The organism is Streptomyces hebeiensis (assembly GCF_052983195.1).
In genome coordinates this window covers 5,092,143-5,109,886 of sequence record NZ_CM129812.1, presented here as the reverse complement: position 1 = coordinate 5,109,886, position 17,744 = coordinate 5,092,143, and the positions used below count along the sequence as shown (strand labels likewise).

Genomic DNA, 17,744 nt, shown 5'->3' with positions numbered 1-17,744 from the left:
GATCGCGGCGGGTCACGGACCACGAACCACGGACGCCGGGCGCGACCACCAGCAAAGCCGGCACATCATCCGAGAGGACCGGGAGCGGGCATGGATCTCGTGATACGCGACGTACGGGTCATCGACGGCACGGGCGGCCCGTCGTACCGCGCGGACGTGGGCGTCGAGGACGGCCGGATCGCGGAGATCCGGCGCGAGGGCACGGTGGCCGGGGGCCGCCGCCCGACCGGTACCCGCGTCCTGGACGCCGCCGGGCTGGCCCTCTCCCCCGGCTTCGTCGACATGCACGCGCACAGCGACCTCGCGCTGCTGCGCGACCCGGACCACTCCGCCAAGGCGGCACAGGGCGTGACCCTGGAGGTGATCGGCCAGGACGGGCTGTCGTACGCGCCGGTGGACGACACGACGCTCGGCCAGGTACGGCAGGCCATCGCCGGCTGGAACGGCAGCGGCCCGGGCGACGACTCCGTCGACTTCGACTGGCGTACGGTCGGCGAGTACCTGGACCGGCTCGACCACGGGTTCGACGGCCGGGGCATCGCGGTCAACGCGGCCTACCTCGTCCCGCAGGGCACGGTCCGTATGCACGTCGTCGGCTGGGACGACCGGCCCGCCACCGCCGCCGAACTCGACCGGATGAGGCAGCTGGTGGCGCGGTCCATGGAGGAGGGCGCGGTCGGCATGTCGTCCGGGCTCACGTACACCCCCGGGATGTACGCGGACGACGCCGAACTGACCGAGCTGTGCCGGGTGGTGGCGCGCCACGGCGGCTATTACTGCCCGCACCACCGCAGTTACGGGGCGGGGGCGCTCCAGGCGTACGAGGAGATGGTGACGCTCACGCGCCGGGCGGGCTGCGCCCTGCACCTGGCCCACGCCACCATGAACTTCGGCGTGAACGAGGGCCGCGCGCCCGAGCTGCTCGCGCTGCTCGACCGGGCGCTGGCGGCGGGCGCGGACATCTCGCTGGACACCTATCCGTACACGCCGGGCTGTACGACGCTGGTCGCGATGTTGCCGAGCTGGGCGAGCGAGGGCGGCCCCGAGGCGGTCCTGGGCCGGCTGCGGGACGAGGGGACGGCGGAGCGGATCCGGCACCACCTGGAGGAGGTGGGCGCGGACGGCTGCCACGGCGTGCCCATCGAGTGGGACACGATCGAGATCTCGGGAGTGACGGCCCCGCACCTGACGGACCACGTGGGGCGTACGGTCGCGGACTCGGCGGCGCGGGCGGGCGAGGCACCGTGGACGACCGCGCGCCGGCTGCTGATCGAGGACGGGCTCGGCCCGACGATCCTCCAGCATGTCGGTCACGAGGAGAACGTCCGCCTGATCATGCGGCACCGCGTCCACACCGGCGGCAGCGACGGCATCCTCCAGGGCGCGAAGCCGCACCCGCGCGCGTACGGCACCTTCCCGCACTATCTGGGCCGGTACGCCCGTGACCTGGGCGTCCTCACGCTGGAGGAGTGCGTGGCCCACCTGACCTCGCGCCCCGCCGCCCGCCTCGGCCTGCGCGACCGGGGCCTGGTCCGCGAGGGCCACCGCGCGGACCTGGTCCTCTTCGACCCGGCCACGGTGGCGTCGGGCGCCACCTTCGACGCCCCGCGCACCCCACCGGTGGGCATCCCGTACGTGCTGATCGACGGCCGCTTCGTCATCGAGGACGGCCGGCGCACGGATGTCCTGGCGGGCAGGTCGGTACGGGGGCCGGGAACGCGGTCCGGGGCTCGGTAGCGGATCGTCCCGGCCCGGTCCGCCACCGAGCCGGGACGGCCCGTTCGCAGGCGCGGAACGCGCTCTTGTGCCGTGCGGTGCGTAAACCGCCACACCCGGCCCGTCAGAGCGCAGAACGCCTGGCGCCTCGGCGGCAACCCTGCCGGGCGGACGGCCGTCGGAGCCGGTGCCGGTCGCCCGCCCATGCGCGCCTCCCGTCTCACCCCACCGGCGGAGACGGCCGCCCGGATGGCCCGACGTGTCCGAAAACACTGAGCACTCCGCGTCACGCGGTCGTAAGCTCGCGGACATGCAAGTCACCCAGTCGGCCAAGCTCTCAGGCGTCTGCTACGAAATCCGGGGCCCGGTCCTCGACGAGGCGATGCGGCTGGAGGCGGCGGGCCATCGCATCCTCAAGCTGAACACCGGCAACCCGGCCGCGTTCGGCTTCGAGTGCCCGCCGGAGATCCTCGAGGACATGCTCCGCAACCTCTCCGGGGCGCACGGCTACGGGGACGCGAAGGGGCTCCTCTCGGCCCGGCGCGCGGTGATGCAGCACTACCAGACCAAGGGCATCGACCTCGGCGTCGAGGACATCTACCTCGGCAACGGCGTCTCCGAGCTGATCCAGATGTCGATGCAGGCGCTGCTGGACGACGGCGACGAGGTGCTCGTACCGGCGCCCGACTATCCGCTGTGGACGGCGTCCGTCTCCCTCGCGGGCGGCACGGCGGTGCACTACCGCTGCGACGAGCAGGCCGACTGGATGCCGGACCTGTCGGACATCGAGCGCAAGATCACCGACCGCACCAAGGCGATCGTGATCATCAACCCGAACAACCCGACGGGCGCGGTGTACGACGAGCCGATGCTGCGCTCCCTCACCGAGATCGCCCGGCGCCACAACCTGGTCGTCTGCTCGGACGAGATCTACGACCGGATCCTCTACGACGGCGCGACCCACACCCCGACCGCCGCCGTCGCGCCCGATCTGCTCACCCTCACCTTCAACGGGCTCTCCAAGAACTACCGGGTGGCCGGCTTCCGCTCGGGCTGGCTCGCGGTCTGCGGCCCGAAGGCGCACGCCGCCTCGTACATCGAGGGCCTGACGATCCTGGCCAACATGCGGCTGTGCGCGAACATGCCCTCGCAGCACGCGGTGGCCACGGCGCTGGGCGGCCGGCAGTCGATCCAGGACCTGGTGCTGCCGGGCGGCCGGATCCTGGAGCAGCGGAACGTGGCGTACGAGCTGCTCACCCGGATCCCGGGCGTGACCTGTGTGAAGCCGAAGGGGGCGCTGTACCTCTTCCCCCGGCTCGACCCGAACGTCTACAAGATCGAGGACGACCGGCAACTGGTGCTGGACCTGCTGCGGTCCGAGAAGATCATGGTGGTGCACGGGACGGGCTTCAACTGGCCGGACACGGACCACTTCCGGATCGTGACGCTGCCCTCGGTGACGGACCTGGAGGACGCGGTGACGCGGATCGGGACCTTCCTGGAGCGCTACGCCCAGTAATCAAACCAGTAATCACCGGACTCTACTCGACTTCACTCAACTTTAGACTCGATCCAATGTAAGATGGCCTCCTGACGATGCCAGGAGGCCATCTCATGTACGAGTCGATCCGCGGCAAGTCGGTCCACGCGATGGCCGACGCCCCCACCGACATCCCGCACCGCAGTCGCGAGGAAGAGCTCCGGATCCAGCTCGCCGGACATTTGGCCGCGCTGCTCGCGGTGACCGACGAACTGGGTCTGGACGACGCCGCGGAGGCCATAGCGACCCAGATCGCCCGGCTGCGCGGCGCCCCGCCCGCCCGGCACGCCGGCCTGACCGGCGCCTCCACGGCGGAGCTGCACCACCGCGCCCTGGACCTCGCGGGGCGCGCCCTGGTGGTGGCCGCGTCCCGCGCGGACACGGCGGCGGCGATCCTGACCGCGGAGCGGATGGACGCGCACACGGCGGCGCTGGCGACCGCGGAACTGGTCGAGGCGTAGCCCCTCCCGCCGAGGGGCACGGCCGCACACCCTGGGCCGTACGTGCGGACAGGTCGCCGGCCGGCGGCGCCAGGGCTTGAGCCCGGGCCTGCGTGAACGAGGAACGGCCGACCCCCGGCGCCACGGAGGTGTGACACCGGGAGCTCGCTCCGGACAGACGCTCCCCGCCGGGCCGCACGGCCTGCCGCTACACCCCGCCGCCATATCGTGCGTCAGCCGTTGCGTCGAGGGCCACGAAGCGCACGACTGGCCGTGCGCACGGCCAGGGCCCACGCGGTTCCCCCGGCGGGCGGCGCGGTCACCCGCGCGCGACCGTCCCGGCGGGGGCACGGCTCCCCGGCAGGCGGCGCGGCTCCTCCCAAGGGTCACGAACGACAGTGCGCGCTGCCCCGGGTTCGCGGTGTGGTCGGCCACACCGCGGACCCGGACCGGCGGCGTCCCGCCGGGCCCCGGCCCGCCCGGCGCTCACGGCTTCAGGACCGCCTCCATCACCTTCTTCGCGATCGGCGCGCCGAGCTTGCCGCCGGAGATGTCCGACCGCGAGATGTCCATGTCCGTCGGGTCGATGAACACCGAGACGGCGACCGACTGGCCGTCCGCCTTCTTGCCGTACGAGACGAACCAGCCGTACGGCACCTCGTCCCGCACGTTCACGCCCCGCTGTGCCGTGCCCGTCTTGCCGCCGACCGTGATGCCGTCGATCAGCGCCCGCTTCGCGCTGCCCTCCGCGGCCGTGAACTCCATCATTTCCTGGACCTTGCGCGCCGTCTCCTCCGAGACCGCCTGGCTCTTGAGCTTGGGCTCGCTCTTCTCCAGGGTGGACAGGTCCGGCCCGCGCAGTTCGTCGACGATGTACGGCTGCATCAGCTTGCCGTCGTTGGCGAGCGCGGCCGTGACCATGGCCATCTGCATCGGCGTGCTGGTCAGGCTGCCCTGGCCCATGCCGGTCAGGGCGGTACCGGGCTTGTCCAGCTCGGCGGGGTAGAGGCTCTTCGTGGCGAGCATGTCGCCGAAGTCCTCGTCGTAGACATCGGCGTTGAAGCCGAACTTCTCGGCCGTCTCCCGCATCTTCTCCTCGCCCACCTTGGACGCGGCGTCCAGGAAGACGTTGTTGCAGGAGTGCTGCATGGCCGTCTTCATCGACGCCTTGCCGCACACCGCGTCGCCCGCCTCGCTGCCGATCTTGTTGGTGGACAGGGGCAGGGGGTACGGGGAGACCGCGTCGGTGTTGGCGTCGACATCCGTGACGACACCGTTCTCCAGGGCCGCGGCGGCGGTCAGGATCTTGAAGGTGGAGCCGGGCGGATAGGTCTCGCGCAGCGCGCGGTTGGCCAGCGGCTTGCTCTTGTCCTTGTTCATCGCCTGGAACTTGTCGCCCTCCTTGAAGGACATGCCGGCGAAGACGGACGGGTCGTACGACGGTGTGGACACGAGCGCGAGGACCTTGCCGGTCTTCGGGTCGAGCGCGACGACGGCGCCCCGGGCCTTGAGGTCGGTCAGGCTCTTGTAGGCCGCTTTCTGGGCCGCCGGGTCGATGGTGGTGATCACATCGCCGCCACGCGGGTCCTCGCCGGTGAGGATGTCCATGGCCCGGTTGAAGGCGAGCCGGTCGTCACGGCCGCTGAGGATGTCGTCGTACGTGTTCTCCAGCAGGGACATGCCCTGGGCCTGGGAGGCGTAGCCGGTGACCGGGGCGTACATCGGACCGTCCTTGAAGGTCCGCTTGTACTTGAGGTCCGCCTTCTCGTCCTTCGACGAGCCGGTGACGGGGCGTCCGTCCACGATGATGTCGCCGCGGGGCTGGGCGAACTGCTCGATGCGCACGCGGTAGTTGTTCTCGTGCGTGGCCAGCTCCTCCCCCTTGACGAACTGGAGCCAGTTCGACCTGATCAGCAGGGCCAGGACCAGCACCCCGCAGAAGACGGCTATATGTCTCAACGGCTTGTTCATCGCGCCCCACATCTCGTGCGCACGCGCCATGGCCGTACGCTCGTCCGCTTGAAACCCCCGGAACGTAAAGATGCGGCAAATGGGCGTCCGGTTGCAACTGGCCGACGATCAGCGGGACGGACGAACCGGGCGTACGCCACCGGCGGCCGCCCCGGACCACCGCGACCGGGCCCGCACGCCGGGGCCGGTGAGGCCGGTGAGGCCGGTGAGGCCGGTGAGGCCCGTGGTACGGATCGGGGCCATACTCTTGCGCGGGGCGGGCGGTCTACGCCAAGTCCCTTACGTACCAACAGTGTTGGAGAACCAGATGAAGCTCGGCAAACGTCTCTCCCGGGTCGCGGGCGGTCTCGCGCTGGCAAGCGGACTGCTGTTGGCGGGGGCGAGCACGAGCTCGGCGACCGTCAGCACCACCGACGCAGGCGCCACCGCCGACGGGGCCTCCGTGGCCACCTCCGGTGCGGCGCGGGCGCATGTCCGGGACGTTCCGGACACGCTGCGCGTCCCGGACGGCCACCAGCGTGGGCCGGTGCTCTCCGCGCGCGGGGTACAGGTCTACACCTGCGCGGGCGGCGGCTGGACCCTGCTGGAGCCCGCCGCCACCCTCTGGCGCGAGGGCGACCGCGCGAAGACACCGGTGGCGCTGCATTCGCGCGGTCCGGTGTGGGTCTCGACCACGGACGGCAGCGCCGTCACCGCTACGGCGGTCGCGAACTCCCCGCGCGAGGGGGCCGTCCCCGAACTCCTGCTGAAGGCCGCGGACCACCGGGGTACCGGCGTGTTCTCAGACGTCTCCTACATACAGCGCCTGGAGACGCGCGGCGGCGTGGCCCCCGCCGGCACCTGCGCCGACGGCGCCCAGACCGCCGTCCCGTACAGCGCCACGTACGTCTTCCACACCCCGGCGGCCTGACCTCCCGGCCGGTCACCGAAGGGCGGGGCCCGGAACCGGCCCACCGGCCGGTTCCGGGCCTTGTCCGCGACCATTCGGATCGCCGCCCCGCGGAAAAGCCTGAAACTGCCCCTCCCTGGATGTTCAGCCACGATGGGGGACTGACAGCTGACGGCAGAGGAGAGGGGCGGTCTTGGACGAGAACCCGGCGGAGGACGAGGACAGTCCCACGATGACCGCCGAGATCCACGGCGTCTTGCGACTGCATCCGTGGATCGGACGGGTCAGCGCGGACTACGACCTTGATGAAGATCTCTTCAGCCTTGCCGTGAAACGGGCCGCCACTTACGGCTGGAGCTCCGCTCTCCTGGGCGTCGGCCAGGAATTGAGCGGCCAACGCTGGGGCCACGCCGACGCGGGGGGCGACTGGTCGCAGGACGGGCGGGTACGTCAACTCGCCTGGCTGACCGTCTATCCCACGGTCGGGCTCCGGGCGCAGCACCTCCCGGTCCGGCCCATGACCCAGGTCCTGACCGACGCCCTGCACCGGATGGGTGTACTGCACTTCACGGGGCTGCGCGTCCAGGCACCCGTGCGACTGGCACCTGACGCGAGCTTCGATCTCAGGGCGGACGCCGACTGGTTTTCGCTCGCCTCACCGGATGCCAAGGCGAACGTCACGGTGGCGATCTCGACCGGGTCGAACGTCACGGAGACACTCGTCCGTGATCTGGTCGCTCAACGGGGCCATGGGCTCCTGCACATCGAGCAGACGCACCGCCATTCACCGGACTCCGGAGGCGTCGCCCCGTCCGCGAGCCCCCTCGGCCTCGATGACGTGCCGCGAGCACCGGACATGGTGTTCACGGTCAGCGCCCCCGAGTGGACGCCGGACGCCGCGGCCTGGATCGCCGAGGTCGTCGTCGACTCTCTGCGCGCCGCAGGCGTACGCGCCCCGACCGGGATCACGGTCCACCAAGATGGCGGCGACGAAGCGGCGTAGCGCGTCAGGTCCGCACCCTCGGGCGAGCCGCTGGGCTACTGAGCTGCTTGGTCACCTTCGGGTTCCCCAGTCACCGAAAAGTGCGTTCTTCCATGTCAGCGGCCACTCTCTTACGGTTTCCGGGTAACCACGAGAGAGCACGATCGCTCACGACAAGAAGGCAGGCAGCATGGCCGTCACCCTGGTGAACCCCACCGGATTGCCGAAGATCGACGTCTACCGGCAGGTGTCGATCGCGACCGGGTCGAAGCTGGTCTTCGTCGCCGGGCAGGTCGCCTGGGACGCCGAGGGGGTCACGGTCGGCGAGGGCGACCTCGCCGCCCAGGTGGAACGGTGCTACCTCAACGTCGGCACCGCGCTGGCCGAGGCCGGCGGCTCCTTCGACGACGTCGCGAAACTCACCGCCTACGTCGTCGACTGGACCCCCGACAAGATGCCCCTGTTCCTGGAGGGCATCGCCCGGGCCGCCGCGAAGCTGGGGACCACCCCGCTCGCGCCGGCGTCACTGCTGGGCGTCGCCGCGCTGGACATCCCCGAGCACCTGGTGGAGATCGAGGCCGTCGCGGTCCTCGACTGAGCACGGGCGTTCTTCGCCCGGGTGCCCGGGGGGTACGGGTGCCCGCACGCCCGCACCGTCAACGCCGCCCGACCGGCACGGGTCCGGGGCCCGGCCACCGTCCGACCGGGCCGATCCGGGCCCCGGACGGAGCGGCGGCCCCGCTGGAGACGTGGACGTACTCCGGAGCGGGACCGCCGTCGCCACCGCCCCCGCTCGCCCGCACCGGGGCGGCCGGGCGGCGGGTCCCTCGGCCGGCCGACCCCGGCCGAGGGCGTCTTCGTACCGCCGCGCGGGATCAGCCCAGGCGCTGGACCAGCGCGTGGTACTCGTCCCACATCTCCTTCGGCGCGTGATCCCCGAAGGTGTTCAGGTGCCCGGGCACGAGCGCCGCCTCCTCGCGCCAGACCTCCTTGTCCACCGAGAGCAGGAAGTCCAGCTCGGCCTCGGACAGCTTCAGCCCCTCCGTGTCCAGCGACTCCTTGGTCGGCAGCACGCCGATCGGCGTCTCGACGCCCTCGGCCGTACCGTCCAGGCGCTCCACGATCCACTTCAGGACGCGGCTGTTCTCGCCGAAGCCGGGCCAGACGAACGTGCCGTCCTCGTCCTTGCGGAACCAGTTCACGTAGTAGATCTTCGGCAGTCCGCTCCGGTCCCCGTCCCGCGCGGCGTCCTGTCCGACCTTGACCCAGTGGGCCATGTAGTCGCCCATGTTGTAGCCGCAGAAGGGCAGCATGGCGAACGGGTCGCGGCGCAGCTCGCCGACCTTGCCCTCGGCCGCCGCCGTCTTCTCGGACGCGACGTTGGCGCCGAGGAAGACGCCGTGCTGCCAGTCGAAGGACTCCGTGACCAGCGGAACGGCGGAGGCGCGGCGCCCGCCGAAGAGGATCGCCGAGATCGGGACGCCCTTGGGGTCCTCCCACTCGGGCGCGATGATGGGGCACTGCCCGGCCGGGACGGTGAACCGGGCGTTGGGGTGCGCGGCGGGCGTGCCGGACTCCGGCGTCCAGTCGTTGCCCTTCCAGTCGATCAGCCGCGCCGGCGGCTCCTCGGTCATCCCCTCCCACCAGACGTCGCCGCCGTCCTCGGTGAGCGCGACGTTGGTGAAGACGGAGTTGCCCCACAGGGTCTTCATCGCGTTGGCGTTGGTGTGCTCGCCGGTCCCGGGCGCGACACCGAAGAAACCGGCCTCCGGGTTGATCGCGTAGAGCCGGCCGTCCTCCCCGAACCGCATCCAGGCGATGTCGTCACCGATGGTCTCCACCGTCCAGCCGGAGATGGTGGGTTCGAGCATGGCGAGGTTCGTCTTGCCGCACGCCGACGGGAAGGCCGCCGCCACGTACTTCGGCTCCCCCTGGGGCGGGGTGAGCTTGAGGACCAGCATGTGCTCCGCGAGCCAGCCCTCGTCGCGCGCCATGACGGAGGCGATGCGCAGCGCGTAGCACTTCTTGCCCAGCAGCGCGTTGCCGCCGTACCCGGAGCCGTACGACCAGATCTCGCGGGCCTCGGGGAAGTGCGAGATGTACTTGGTCGAGTTGCAGGGCCAGGGGACGTCAGCCTGACCCGGCTCCAGCGGCGCGCCCAGCGAGTGCACGGCCTTGACGAAGGTGCCGTCCTCGCCGAGTTCCGCCAGCACGGCGCTGCCCATGCGCGTCATCGTGCGCATGGAGACGGCGACGTACGCGGAGTCCGTGATCTCGACGCCGAGCGCGGAGAGCGGCGAGCCGAGCGGGCCCATGCAGAACGGCACGACGTACATCGTGCGCCCGCGCATCGAGCCGCGGAACAGGCCCTGCTCACCCGTGAAGATCTCCCGCATCTCGGCGGGGTCCTTCCAGTGGTTCGTCGGCCCGGCGTCCTCCTCCTTCTCGGAGCAGATGAACGTACGGTCCTCGACCCGGGCCACATCGGTGGGGTCGGACGCGGCGTAGTAGGAGTTCGGCCGCTTGACCGGGTCGAGTTTCGTGAACGTGCCCTTGGCGACGAGCTCCCCGCACAGGCGCTCGTACTCACTCTCGGATCCGTCGCACCAGACCACGCTGTCCGGTTCGGTGATGCTCGCGATCTCGTCCACCCAGGAGATCAGCTCCTGGTGACGGGTGGGGGCAGGGGTGGGGACGGTGGTGGGAGCCGCGATGTCGCGCGCCACGATTGCTCCTTGGTGAGGGTTTTGAGGTTTGTGCCCCTTGGGGGCTGCGACCCGGATGCTTCGTAGCCGCTCATCCGGTGCCGACCGCACTCATTTGATCATCCGACGCTTCCGCCCATCTGTCCAGAGGGCCGCACACGTGAGCATCGCCACTCGCGATACACGCATAAGGAACGCGGACGGCACATGGACGGCACCTGTACGTCACGTGTGGCGCTCGTACGGCACACTCCCAGGCGGAACCTACGCACCCGTAGGTAGCATGACTTTCATGACTCCTGCCGCCGTGCCCGAGCCGATCGCGAACACCTCAGAAGGCCGAGAAGGCCCGGTCGAGATCGAGTTGCCAAGCCCGGTCAAGCCGAAGCTGCGCGGCTGGCTGCACGCCGGCATGTTCCCCGCCGTGGTGATAGCGGGCCTCGCCCTGATCGCGCTCACGGACTCCACCCGGGCCCGGATCGCGTGCGGCATCTACGTCCTGACGGCGTGCCTGCTCTTCGGCGTCAGCGCGCTGTACCACCGGGGCACCTGGGGCCCGCGCGGCGAGGCCGTGCTGCGCCGGCTCGACCACGCGAACATCTTCCTGATCATCGCGGGCACCTACACCCCGTTGACCATGCTGCTGCTCCCCGAGTCGTCCGGCCGGATCCTGCTCTGGGCGGTGTGGGCCGCCGCCGTGGCCGGTATCACCTTCCGGGTCTTCTGGGTCGGCGCGCCGCGCTGGCTCTACACGCCCTGCTACATCGCCATGGGCTGGGCCGCGGTCTTCTTCCTGCCCGATTTCCTGCGGACCGGCGGGATCGCCGTGCTCGTCCTGGTCATCGTCGGCGGGGTGCTCTACAGCGCGGGCGGCGTGATCTACGGGCTGAAGCGGCCGAACCCGTCACCGCGGTGGTTCGGCTTCCACGAGGTGTTCCACTCCCTCACGCTGGCCGCGTTCGTCGTGCACTTCGTCGGGATCTCGCTGGTGGCGTACCAGCACTCCTGACGGAAACAGGTCCGGGCCGGGCGGGCGCCGGAGCCGGGCAGGCGACCGAGCAGGCGACCGAGCAGGACAGACGCCAGGGCCTGCCCTGCGCAAGGAATCGGACAGGTGCCGGCGGCCGGCCCGGCCGCCGGCCCGGCTCACGTGACGTCGTACGCCCGCAGCCACAGCTCCAGCGTCAGCACCAGCCACAGCTTCCCGCCCTGCCGGGGCAGCAGCGCGCCCCCGCCCCGCAGCCACTCCCGTACGGTGTCCTGCCGGAACAGCCCACGCTCCCGCGCCGCCCGCCCCAGCAGCAGGTCCTCCGCCAGTTCCCGCAGCGGCCCCCCGAGCCACTGCTGCACCGGTACGCGCATCCCGCTCTTCGGCCGGTCCACCACCGTGCCCGGCAACAGGTCCCGTACGGCCTCCTTGAGCACCCACTTCTCGACCGTGCCGGACAGCTTCCAGCGCGGCGGGGTGGCGAAGGCGTGGTCCACCACCTGGCGGTCGAAGAGCGGGGCGCGGCCCTCGATGCCCTGGGAGGCGGTGAGGCGTTCGACCTTGGTGAGGATGTGGTGGGCGCCCTTGGTGCGGAGATTGCAGTGCAGGAGCTGGTTGAGCAGGTGGTTCATCCGCCCGTCCCGGGCCCCGGGGCTGAGGTAGGGCGCGACGAACCGTTCCGGGCGCGGCGCCGTGGCCAGCGCGTCGAGCGCGTCCGCGGTGAGCAGGCGGGGAAGGTCGGTGTAGCACTTGCGGTACGAGCGCAGGTACGCCGTCTCGCGCGTGTCGTCCGCGACCCCGCTCGCGTACGGGTCGTCGCGGTGCATCTCGTACACCAGCATGGGCAGGTTCTTCGGCCCGCCGAAGACCGGGTCGCCGCCCTCCCCGTTCAGGACCACGCTCAGCCCGTCGCCCGCCACGGCCTCCGCGAGCATCAGATTGGGCACGGTCAGCGGGTCGCCGACCGGGCTGTCGAGCAGCGCGGCGGCCTCCGCGAGGCGCGCGGCGACGGCGGCGCCCGAGACGGTGAGGATTCGGTGGCGGGTGTGGCAGTGGGCGGCGACAAGGCCCGAGTAGCCCAGTTCGTTGGGGAGTCCGGTACCGAAGCTGATGGAGTACGTGTGGACGGGGTGGGGGTGCAGCTTCGCCGCGAGCGCGGTCACCAGTGAGCTGTCCACACCACCGGAGAGCAGGACGCCCGCGGCCTCGGCCGGCGGCAACCGGCGCGCCGTGGCCTCCTCCAGCAGCTCGCGCAGACGCGCGGCGTACGGGCCGGGTCCTCCCCCGGGCCCCCGCACCGCTCCGCCGTCGCCGGCCGGCCCGGCGTCGAGCCGTTCCTCCGGCTCCCAGTACGTCTCCTCCACCGGCTCCACCGGCGTCCGCGCCCCGTCCGCCGGGGACTCGTCCGCCCGGAGCCGCAGCACCCGACCGGGCAGCACCTCGCGCACCCCGCGCAGCAGCGTCTCCTCGCCCGGGAGGTACGCGAACGTGAGGAACGACCGTACGGCGGCCAGTTCCAGCCCCGTGCCGAGCGCGGGCCAGCGCCGCAGCGCGCGCAGCGAGGTGGACGCGGCCCAGCAGCCGTCGGCACGGGCGTAGAAGAGGGTGCGGGCGCCCACGTGGTCCCGGATCAGGACCAGTTCCGCGCCGTCGCGTACGGCGAGGGCGAACATGCCGTCCGCCGCACGGATCCCGGCCGTGCCGAGCCGGGCCCAGCAGCGCAGCAGCAGTTCGCCGTCGGGGCAGCCGGGCGGCGCGGGCGCGCCGGCGGCGGCCAGGGCGGCGAACAGCTCGGGCCGGTTGTGCAGGGTGACCTCGCCGACGGCGGTACGGCCGTACGCGGTGAACGGGCCGGTGGCGTGGCCCGGTTCCCTCTCGACCAGCGCGAGGCCGGGGGTATGCGGGCGTACGGTGGCGCCCATCGCGGCGAGGTGGTCGTCGGCGCGGCCGGGGGCGGGGGCGAGGCAGGCACAGAAGCGCGCCATGGCGGTTGTCCTCTCACGGGACGCGGGGGATGAGCAGGACCCACGGGATGCGCGGGACGCATGGGACGAACGGGTCAGCCGAAGTCGTCGTCGCCCCAGTCGCCACCGCCGTCGGAGTCCCAGGAGTCACCGGAGTCCCAGTCGTCGTCACCGCCCGCTCCGCTGCCCGCGTCGCTGCCGCTGCCGCTGCCGTCGTCGTCATCGCCGTACTGGTAGTCCCCTCCCCCGCCCGAACTCTGCGCCGCCGCCTGCTGCCGCAGTTCCTCCTCCTCTTCGGGCGTGAGGCTGACCGGCGGGTAGTGGGCAGCGGTGACGGCGAGGGTCGCCAGGCCCAGTGTGCCCAGGAGCACTCCCATGCGGGCGCCGTACGAGGTCCTGTTGAGCATGACCGACTCGCCCTGGCCCCAGACCGTACGGCCGTAGCCGATGTCGCGGCCGTAGGTCACGGTCCCGTCCGCGTGGCTGCGCTTGATGATCCGGTTGCCGAGCAGTTCGTCGGTACCGCCGGCGCCCCGGTTGTCGCGCCAGCGCACGCCGGCGGTGCCCGGCACGCGCGTGCGCCACTCCTCGCGTCCTTCGCCGTCCTCGTAGGTGCGGTGGACGCTGCCGTCGGCGAGCAGTTCGTCGCGGTAGGAAATCTCGCGTGGCCGGTTCATCGTGACGTGACCTTGTCCTCGGTTCGTCCGGCCGGTTCGTCGTCCGGCCAGGTCATGAAGCCCGCCGTGCGCAGGTCCCGGAGGCCGGGCCAGGTCCATGCGGAGGGGAGCGGTGTCCTGGGCCCGCGCACCAGGCGCAGGACCGTGCGCAGCAACCGGTCCGGGGGCACGGCCTCCACCTCGGCGGTCCGGCCCCGGGCGAGCCGGCCCCGCTCACGGGGGGTCAACGCGGCGGGCAGCCGGTCGTCGGCCCCGAGCTGTCGCCGGGGACCGCGCGGGGAGAACAGGTGCAGCGCCAGGGCGTGCCGGGGCGCGAGGCCGAGGGAGGAGACCCGGACGGCGGGGCCGCCGTCGCGCGCGGCGTCCTGACGGAGTTCGCCGCGTATGCGCGCGGCCAGCGCGAGGCCGGACGCGTCGGCGTCGTGCAGTACGTACACGGTGCCCGTGCCGGAGCCGGAGCCCTCGCCCGTGCCGGTGCCGGTGCCGGATCCAGAGCCCTCGCCCGCGCGGACGAGGCCCGCCACCAGCCGGGGGTCGAGCGGGAGATCGTCGGCGGCGAGCACCGGGCAGGCGGCCTCCAGGTGCACGTCGTTCGCGAGGAGCATCCGGGCCACGGCACGGTTCTGGCAGACGAGCAGCCGGGGCAGCCCGTAGTCGTAGAGGTCGGGTGCGGGCGCGGGCTGCCGGGGCGCGGACTGCCGGGGCGCGGGCGGGAGCGGGGGTACGGGTTCCGGTACGGGTACGGGCCCGAGCAGCCCCGGCACCTTCCCGTACCGCTCCTCGTACCGGCGCAGGGCGCGCGCGAAGCTCTCGTACCGTACGGGCGGGGCCGGCGAGAGCGGGACCCGGCGCGGGAGGGCCCCGAGCGGGCGCAGCACGCGGCACGCCTCGTAGTACAGCTGCCGGTCGGTGAACCGGATTCCGCCGGGCGCGGCCACCCGGACGACCGCCTTGGCGAGCGCGCGGTCGAGGAGCAGGTCCCCGACGGTCCGGGGGGTCCGGGCAGCCCCGACGCCGTGGAGCGCGCTCACCGGGCGGCCTCGCCGGGCCAGGTGAGGAAGCCGATCGACGCGGCCTTGCGGCGGTCGGGGTCGACGTCGGAGGCCACGTCGGCGTCGGCACCGGCACCGGTGTGTGCGGTGACGCGTTCCAAGACCTTGGTGACGACGGCCAGCAGCCTCGCGGGTGGCACGCCGACCAGCGGGGTGGACCAGCCCTTGGCCAGCCAGTCGACCTCGTCGCGGGTCAGCGAGGTGTCCGCGCGCAACTGCTCCACCACCTCGGCCTCGAGTTCCGGGCCTTGCAGCGGCAGCGCGTTCTCCGCCTTCATCACGGCCCGGGGCGGCAGGCCCGCGTCGACGACCCGTCGGCCGGGAAGCGCGTGCCGGGTCTGCCCGGCCAGCAGGCAGCCGGCCGGGTCGGCGTCGTGCAGGACGACAACGGGCAGCGAGTCGGGCACCTGCCGGACATCGGGGACGAGGACGACTCCGTACCGCTGGGGGATGCCGTTGGCGGCGAGGAAGACGGCGATGCTGGGGTCCTGGCAGAGCAGGGCGGCCCGTACGGCGTTCGGCTCCGCGGACCGGAACGCGGCGGCGTCCGTCCCCTCCACGACCCCGTCCGGGAGCGAGCCGTAGATGTGCTTCCACCGCCGCACGTCCTCGCTCCGGAAGCGTTCGCGCGGGAGGGCGGCCGTGGTGCGCCGTCCTGACCTCCACGTGGAGACGACGGTGATGACGACGGCTACCAGAAGGAAGGAACCGAAGAAGGCGAGTACGCCCGCGCCCCCGCCCATGTTGAGGCCGGCGACCAGCATGAGCAGCCCGACCGGCACCCCGCACCCGGCACACCCGGCGGCGGTCGCGGCGTCGCCGCCGCTCTTGCGCGCCTTCCGTGTCTTGCGCGTCACCGCGAACCACAGCTGGTCGACCGTGATCTTGATCTTCCCGTCGTCGCCGAGCTTCTGAACGAGACGGCGGATCCGGAGATCGTGCAGGCCGAGGGGGTGGGTCTTCGGCTCGAAGGCGTAGGCGCGCTTGCACTTGGAGCAGACCTGGCCGGTGCGTTCCTTGTAGAGCAGCGACTGGGAGCAGTGCGGGCATATCATCGCGGGCCCTCCAGCACGGAGGCGGCCGGTCGCGGCGCAGCGGCGAGGCGTTCCCGTACGAAACGGGGAACGAGCGCGCAGCCGACCCCCCGATCTCGACGGCGCCACCCGACACCACCCCGAGCACGGGCAACCGCCCGGTACCCGTCACGGACGACGCCGCCACCCCCGCCCGGCCCCGCCCACGGTCTCGCTCCCCGATCCCCCATCAACGCCCCCCTCGCGCTGCCGAACACGATCGCATCGTAAGCCCCGTCCCGGAACACCGGGGACGCGAAATACGACGCCCAGATGTGAACGAGCTGAACGTGCGGCGTACGGGGTGGAGTTGCGGGCCGGCCCGGCACGCCTCACGAGCCCCGAACCCGCCCCGACCCCCGACCCCGCGCGTGCCGCCCGGCGTCGGCCACACCACCAAGCCCCCCAGAACCGATAGCCCCCACTTCCGTAGCGCTGAACGCAACACCTGACGCAATAGTGCGCCACGCCTGGCCTGCTGACTCGCACCACGACAGGGAGACCCCGTCACGAACCACGCGGCGGCGCCGCCCTGGCTTACCGCGTTCAGGCCGAGCGCTTCGCCTGCGCGGTGAAGGCGACCCAGGCACGCCGCCCGAAGACCAGAACCGGCCCTGCCGGCACCTTACTGTCCCGCACGGGCACACCCCCGGGCAGGTCGTCGAACACCTCTATACAGTCGCCCCCCTGACCGCTGTAGCTGCTCCTGCGCCAGGTGGCGTTCTCCAGGTTTCTCATGTCTGCCGCTTCCTCTCCGTACCACACGTCGCTACAACTCCTGCCACACCTGGGCGATGAGGTTGACACTGCGGACAGGCTTATTTCCGGCCCAACGAAGCCGAGGACGCACGGTGGCAGTGGCTCCGCCACCACCGTCAGCCTTCCGCCGACACACCGACCCATACCGATACCGCCCGTCCGTGGTGTTCGTACACACCTGCCACCTCGCACAGCGCGGGCGGCACGTCGCACTGCTCCTACCCTGGCCGCGAACCGAGTTCGAACGCTGGGAACGGTCCGACCAACGGCTTCGACGGTGGTGGATCAAGGAAACATGGCTCACGGCCAGTGTCCGCGCGTGGGGACGGGCCGATGGGTGACACCAGCGACGACAGCGACACCGTCGTGCTGCGATGGAGCAAGCACCCACGCTGCGTCGCACTCGCCCGCCAGGAATTGCGTGCGCTGTTGCGTAAATGGGAACTGTCCACGCTGGAGGACGCCGCGACACTGGTCCTGTCGGAACTCCTGACCAACGCGGGCCGGCACGCGGCCATCCCGGGGCGGGAGATCGAAACCCGCTACCTCGCACGGAAACCCGGCGGGCTGCGCATCGAGGTCCATGACGCCTCAGAACGACATCCTGTCCAACGCACACCCGAGCCGGACGCATGCGAGGGACGAGGCCTCATTCTCGTCGCCGCACTCGCCGACACCTGGGGCATCAGCAACCGTACCGGCCCCGGCAAACTGGTCTGGGCCGAATGGAACTCACCGACCCCAGCGACCGCAGAAGAGTAGCCCAAAACAAAGAACGTCCCGACAGATGGTTCGGGCGGCGAACGCGGACAACACCTGACGCCGCGTCCACCGCCCCGACCCCAACAGCACGCGGTCGACCGCTTATCGCGCCCGATACACAGGACATGACGAGAATGCAAAGCCGGTCCGTGACGCACCGATGGGCATCAGGCGAGGGTGATTCCCCCCTCACCTGATCTCCATCTCGCCCTTCATAGTGAAATCC

General features: G+C 71.6%; 15 protein-coding genes. 8 read left to right on the top strand and 7 right to left on the bottom strand.

Annotation, left to right across the window (positions count from 1 at the left end):
- Positions 1 to 90 precede the first annotated feature (90 nt).
- From ACU6P3_RS22015 to ACU6P3_RS22005, 3 genes are all read left to right on the top strand, one after another.
- Positions 91 to 1,737: an N-acyl-D-amino-acid deacylase family protein gene (locus ACU6P3_RS22015; protein ID WP_447193774.1), complete on the top strand. Its 1,647-nt coding sequence runs from the start codon at positions 91 to 93 to the stop codon at positions 1,735 to 1,737.
- Between the two features lie 289 nt (positions 1,738 to 2,026).
- Positions 2,027 to 3,235, top strand: coding sequence for a pyridoxal phosphate-dependent aminotransferase (locus ACU6P3_RS22010; RefSeq protein WP_447193773.1), 1,209 nt, complete (start codon positions 2,027 to 2,029; stop codon positions 3,233 to 3,235).
- Between the two features lie 95 nt (positions 3,236 to 3,330).
- Positions 3,331 to 3,717, top strand: coding sequence for an SCO4983 family protein (locus ACU6P3_RS22005; protein ID WP_447193772.1), 387 nt, complete (start codon positions 3,331 to 3,333; stop codon positions 3,715 to 3,717).
- 465 nt (positions 3,718 to 4,182) lie between these two features.
- On the opposite strand, the gene ACU6P3_RS22000 is transcribed toward ACU6P3_RS22005, so the two are convergent.
- The gene (locus ACU6P3_RS22000) at positions 4,183 to 5,667 is read right to left on the bottom strand and encodes a peptidoglycan D,D-transpeptidase FtsI family protein (protein ID WP_447198013.1); all 1,485 of its coding nucleotides are present in this window, start codon (positions 5,665 to 5,667) and stop codon (positions 4,183 to 4,185) included.
- A gap of 307 nt (positions 5,668 to 5,974) precedes the next feature.
- On the opposite strand from ACU6P3_RS22000, the gene ACU6P3_RS21995 reads away from it, so the two are divergent.
- The 3 genes from ACU6P3_RS21995 (at position 5,975) to ACU6P3_RS21985 (ending at position 8,136) form a co-directional block, all read left to right on the top strand.
- Complete coding sequence (locus ACU6P3_RS21995; protein ID WP_447193771.1) at positions 5,975 to 6,577, top strand: DUF3455 domain-containing protein; 603 nt, start codon at positions 5,975 to 5,977, stop codon at positions 6,575 to 6,577.
- Positions 6,578 to 6,749: 172 nt separating this feature from the next.
- The gene (locus ACU6P3_RS21990) at positions 6,750 to 7,559 is read left to right on the top strand and encodes a hypothetical protein (protein ID WP_447193770.1); all 810 of its coding nucleotides are present in this window, start codon (positions 6,750 to 6,752) and stop codon (positions 7,557 to 7,559) included.
- 169 nt (positions 7,560 to 7,728) lie between these two features.
- Positions 7,729 to 8,136 carry a RidA family protein gene (locus ACU6P3_RS21985; protein WP_030750012.1) on the top strand — a complete coding sequence of 136 codons (408 nt, stop codon included), beginning with the start codon at positions 7,729 to 7,731 and terminating at the stop codon, positions 8,134 to 8,136.
- Between the two features lie 277 nt (positions 8,137 to 8,413).
- Here the strand turns inward: ACU6P3_RS21985 and ACU6P3_RS21980 are convergent, their stop codons facing one another.
- Entirely contained in the window at positions 8,414 to 10,264 is a 1,851-nt protein-coding gene (locus tag ACU6P3_RS21980) for a phosphoenolpyruvate carboxykinase (GTP) (protein ID WP_447193769.1), read from the bottom strand.
- 262 nt (positions 10,265 to 10,526) lie between these two features.
- Between ACU6P3_RS21980 and trhA the strand changes: the two genes are divergently transcribed.
- Complete coding sequence (trhA, locus tag ACU6P3_RS21975; protein WP_447193768.1) at positions 10,527 to 11,252, top strand: PAQR family membrane homeostasis protein TrhA; 726 nt, start codon at positions 10,527 to 10,529, stop codon at positions 11,250 to 11,252.
- A gap of 137 nt (positions 11,253 to 11,389) precedes the next feature.
- Here trhA and ACU6P3_RS21970 read toward each other — a convergent pair whose 3' ends face one another.
- From ACU6P3_RS21970 to ACU6P3_RS21950, 5 genes are all read right to left on the bottom strand, one after another.
- On the bottom strand, positions 11,390 to 13,216 hold the full coding sequence (locus ACU6P3_RS21970; RefSeq protein WP_447193767.1) for an asparagine synthetase B family protein: 1,827 nt from the start codon (positions 13,214 to 13,216) through the stop codon (positions 11,390 to 11,392).
- Between the two features lie 74 nt (positions 13,217 to 13,290).
- Entirely contained in the window at positions 13,291 to 13,872 is a 582-nt protein-coding gene (locus tag ACU6P3_RS21965) for a hypothetical protein (RefSeq protein WP_447193766.1), read from the bottom strand.
- The gene (locus tag ACU6P3_RS21960; RefSeq protein WP_447193765.1) at positions 13,869 to 14,903 is read right to left on the bottom strand and encodes a hypothetical protein; all 1,035 of its coding nucleotides are present in this window, start codon (positions 14,901 to 14,903) and stop codon (positions 13,869 to 13,871) included. Before ACU6P3_RS21960 ends, ACU6P3_RS21965 begins: the two co-directional genes overlap by 4 nt.
- Entirely contained in the window at positions 14,900 to 15,979 is a 1,080-nt protein-coding gene (locus ACU6P3_RS21955) for a hypothetical protein (protein WP_447193764.1), read from the bottom strand. The genes ACU6P3_RS21960 and ACU6P3_RS21955 overlap by 4 nt, the downstream gene beginning before the upstream one ends.
- A gap of 564 nt (positions 15,980 to 16,543) precedes the next feature.
- Positions 16,544 to 16,735 carry a DUF397 domain-containing protein gene (locus ACU6P3_RS21950; RefSeq protein WP_447193763.1) on the bottom strand — a complete coding sequence of 64 codons (192 nt, stop codon included), beginning with the start codon at positions 16,733 to 16,735 and terminating at the stop codon, positions 16,544 to 16,546.
- 354 nt (positions 16,736 to 17,089) lie between these two features.
- Between ACU6P3_RS21950 and ACU6P3_RS21945 the strand changes: the two genes are divergently transcribed.
- A complete protein-coding gene (locus ACU6P3_RS21945; protein ID WP_447193762.1) occupies positions 17,090 to 17,518 on the top strand; it encodes an ATP-binding protein in 429 nt (142 codons plus the stop codon).
- Positions 17,519 to 17,744 lie beyond the last annotated feature (226 nt).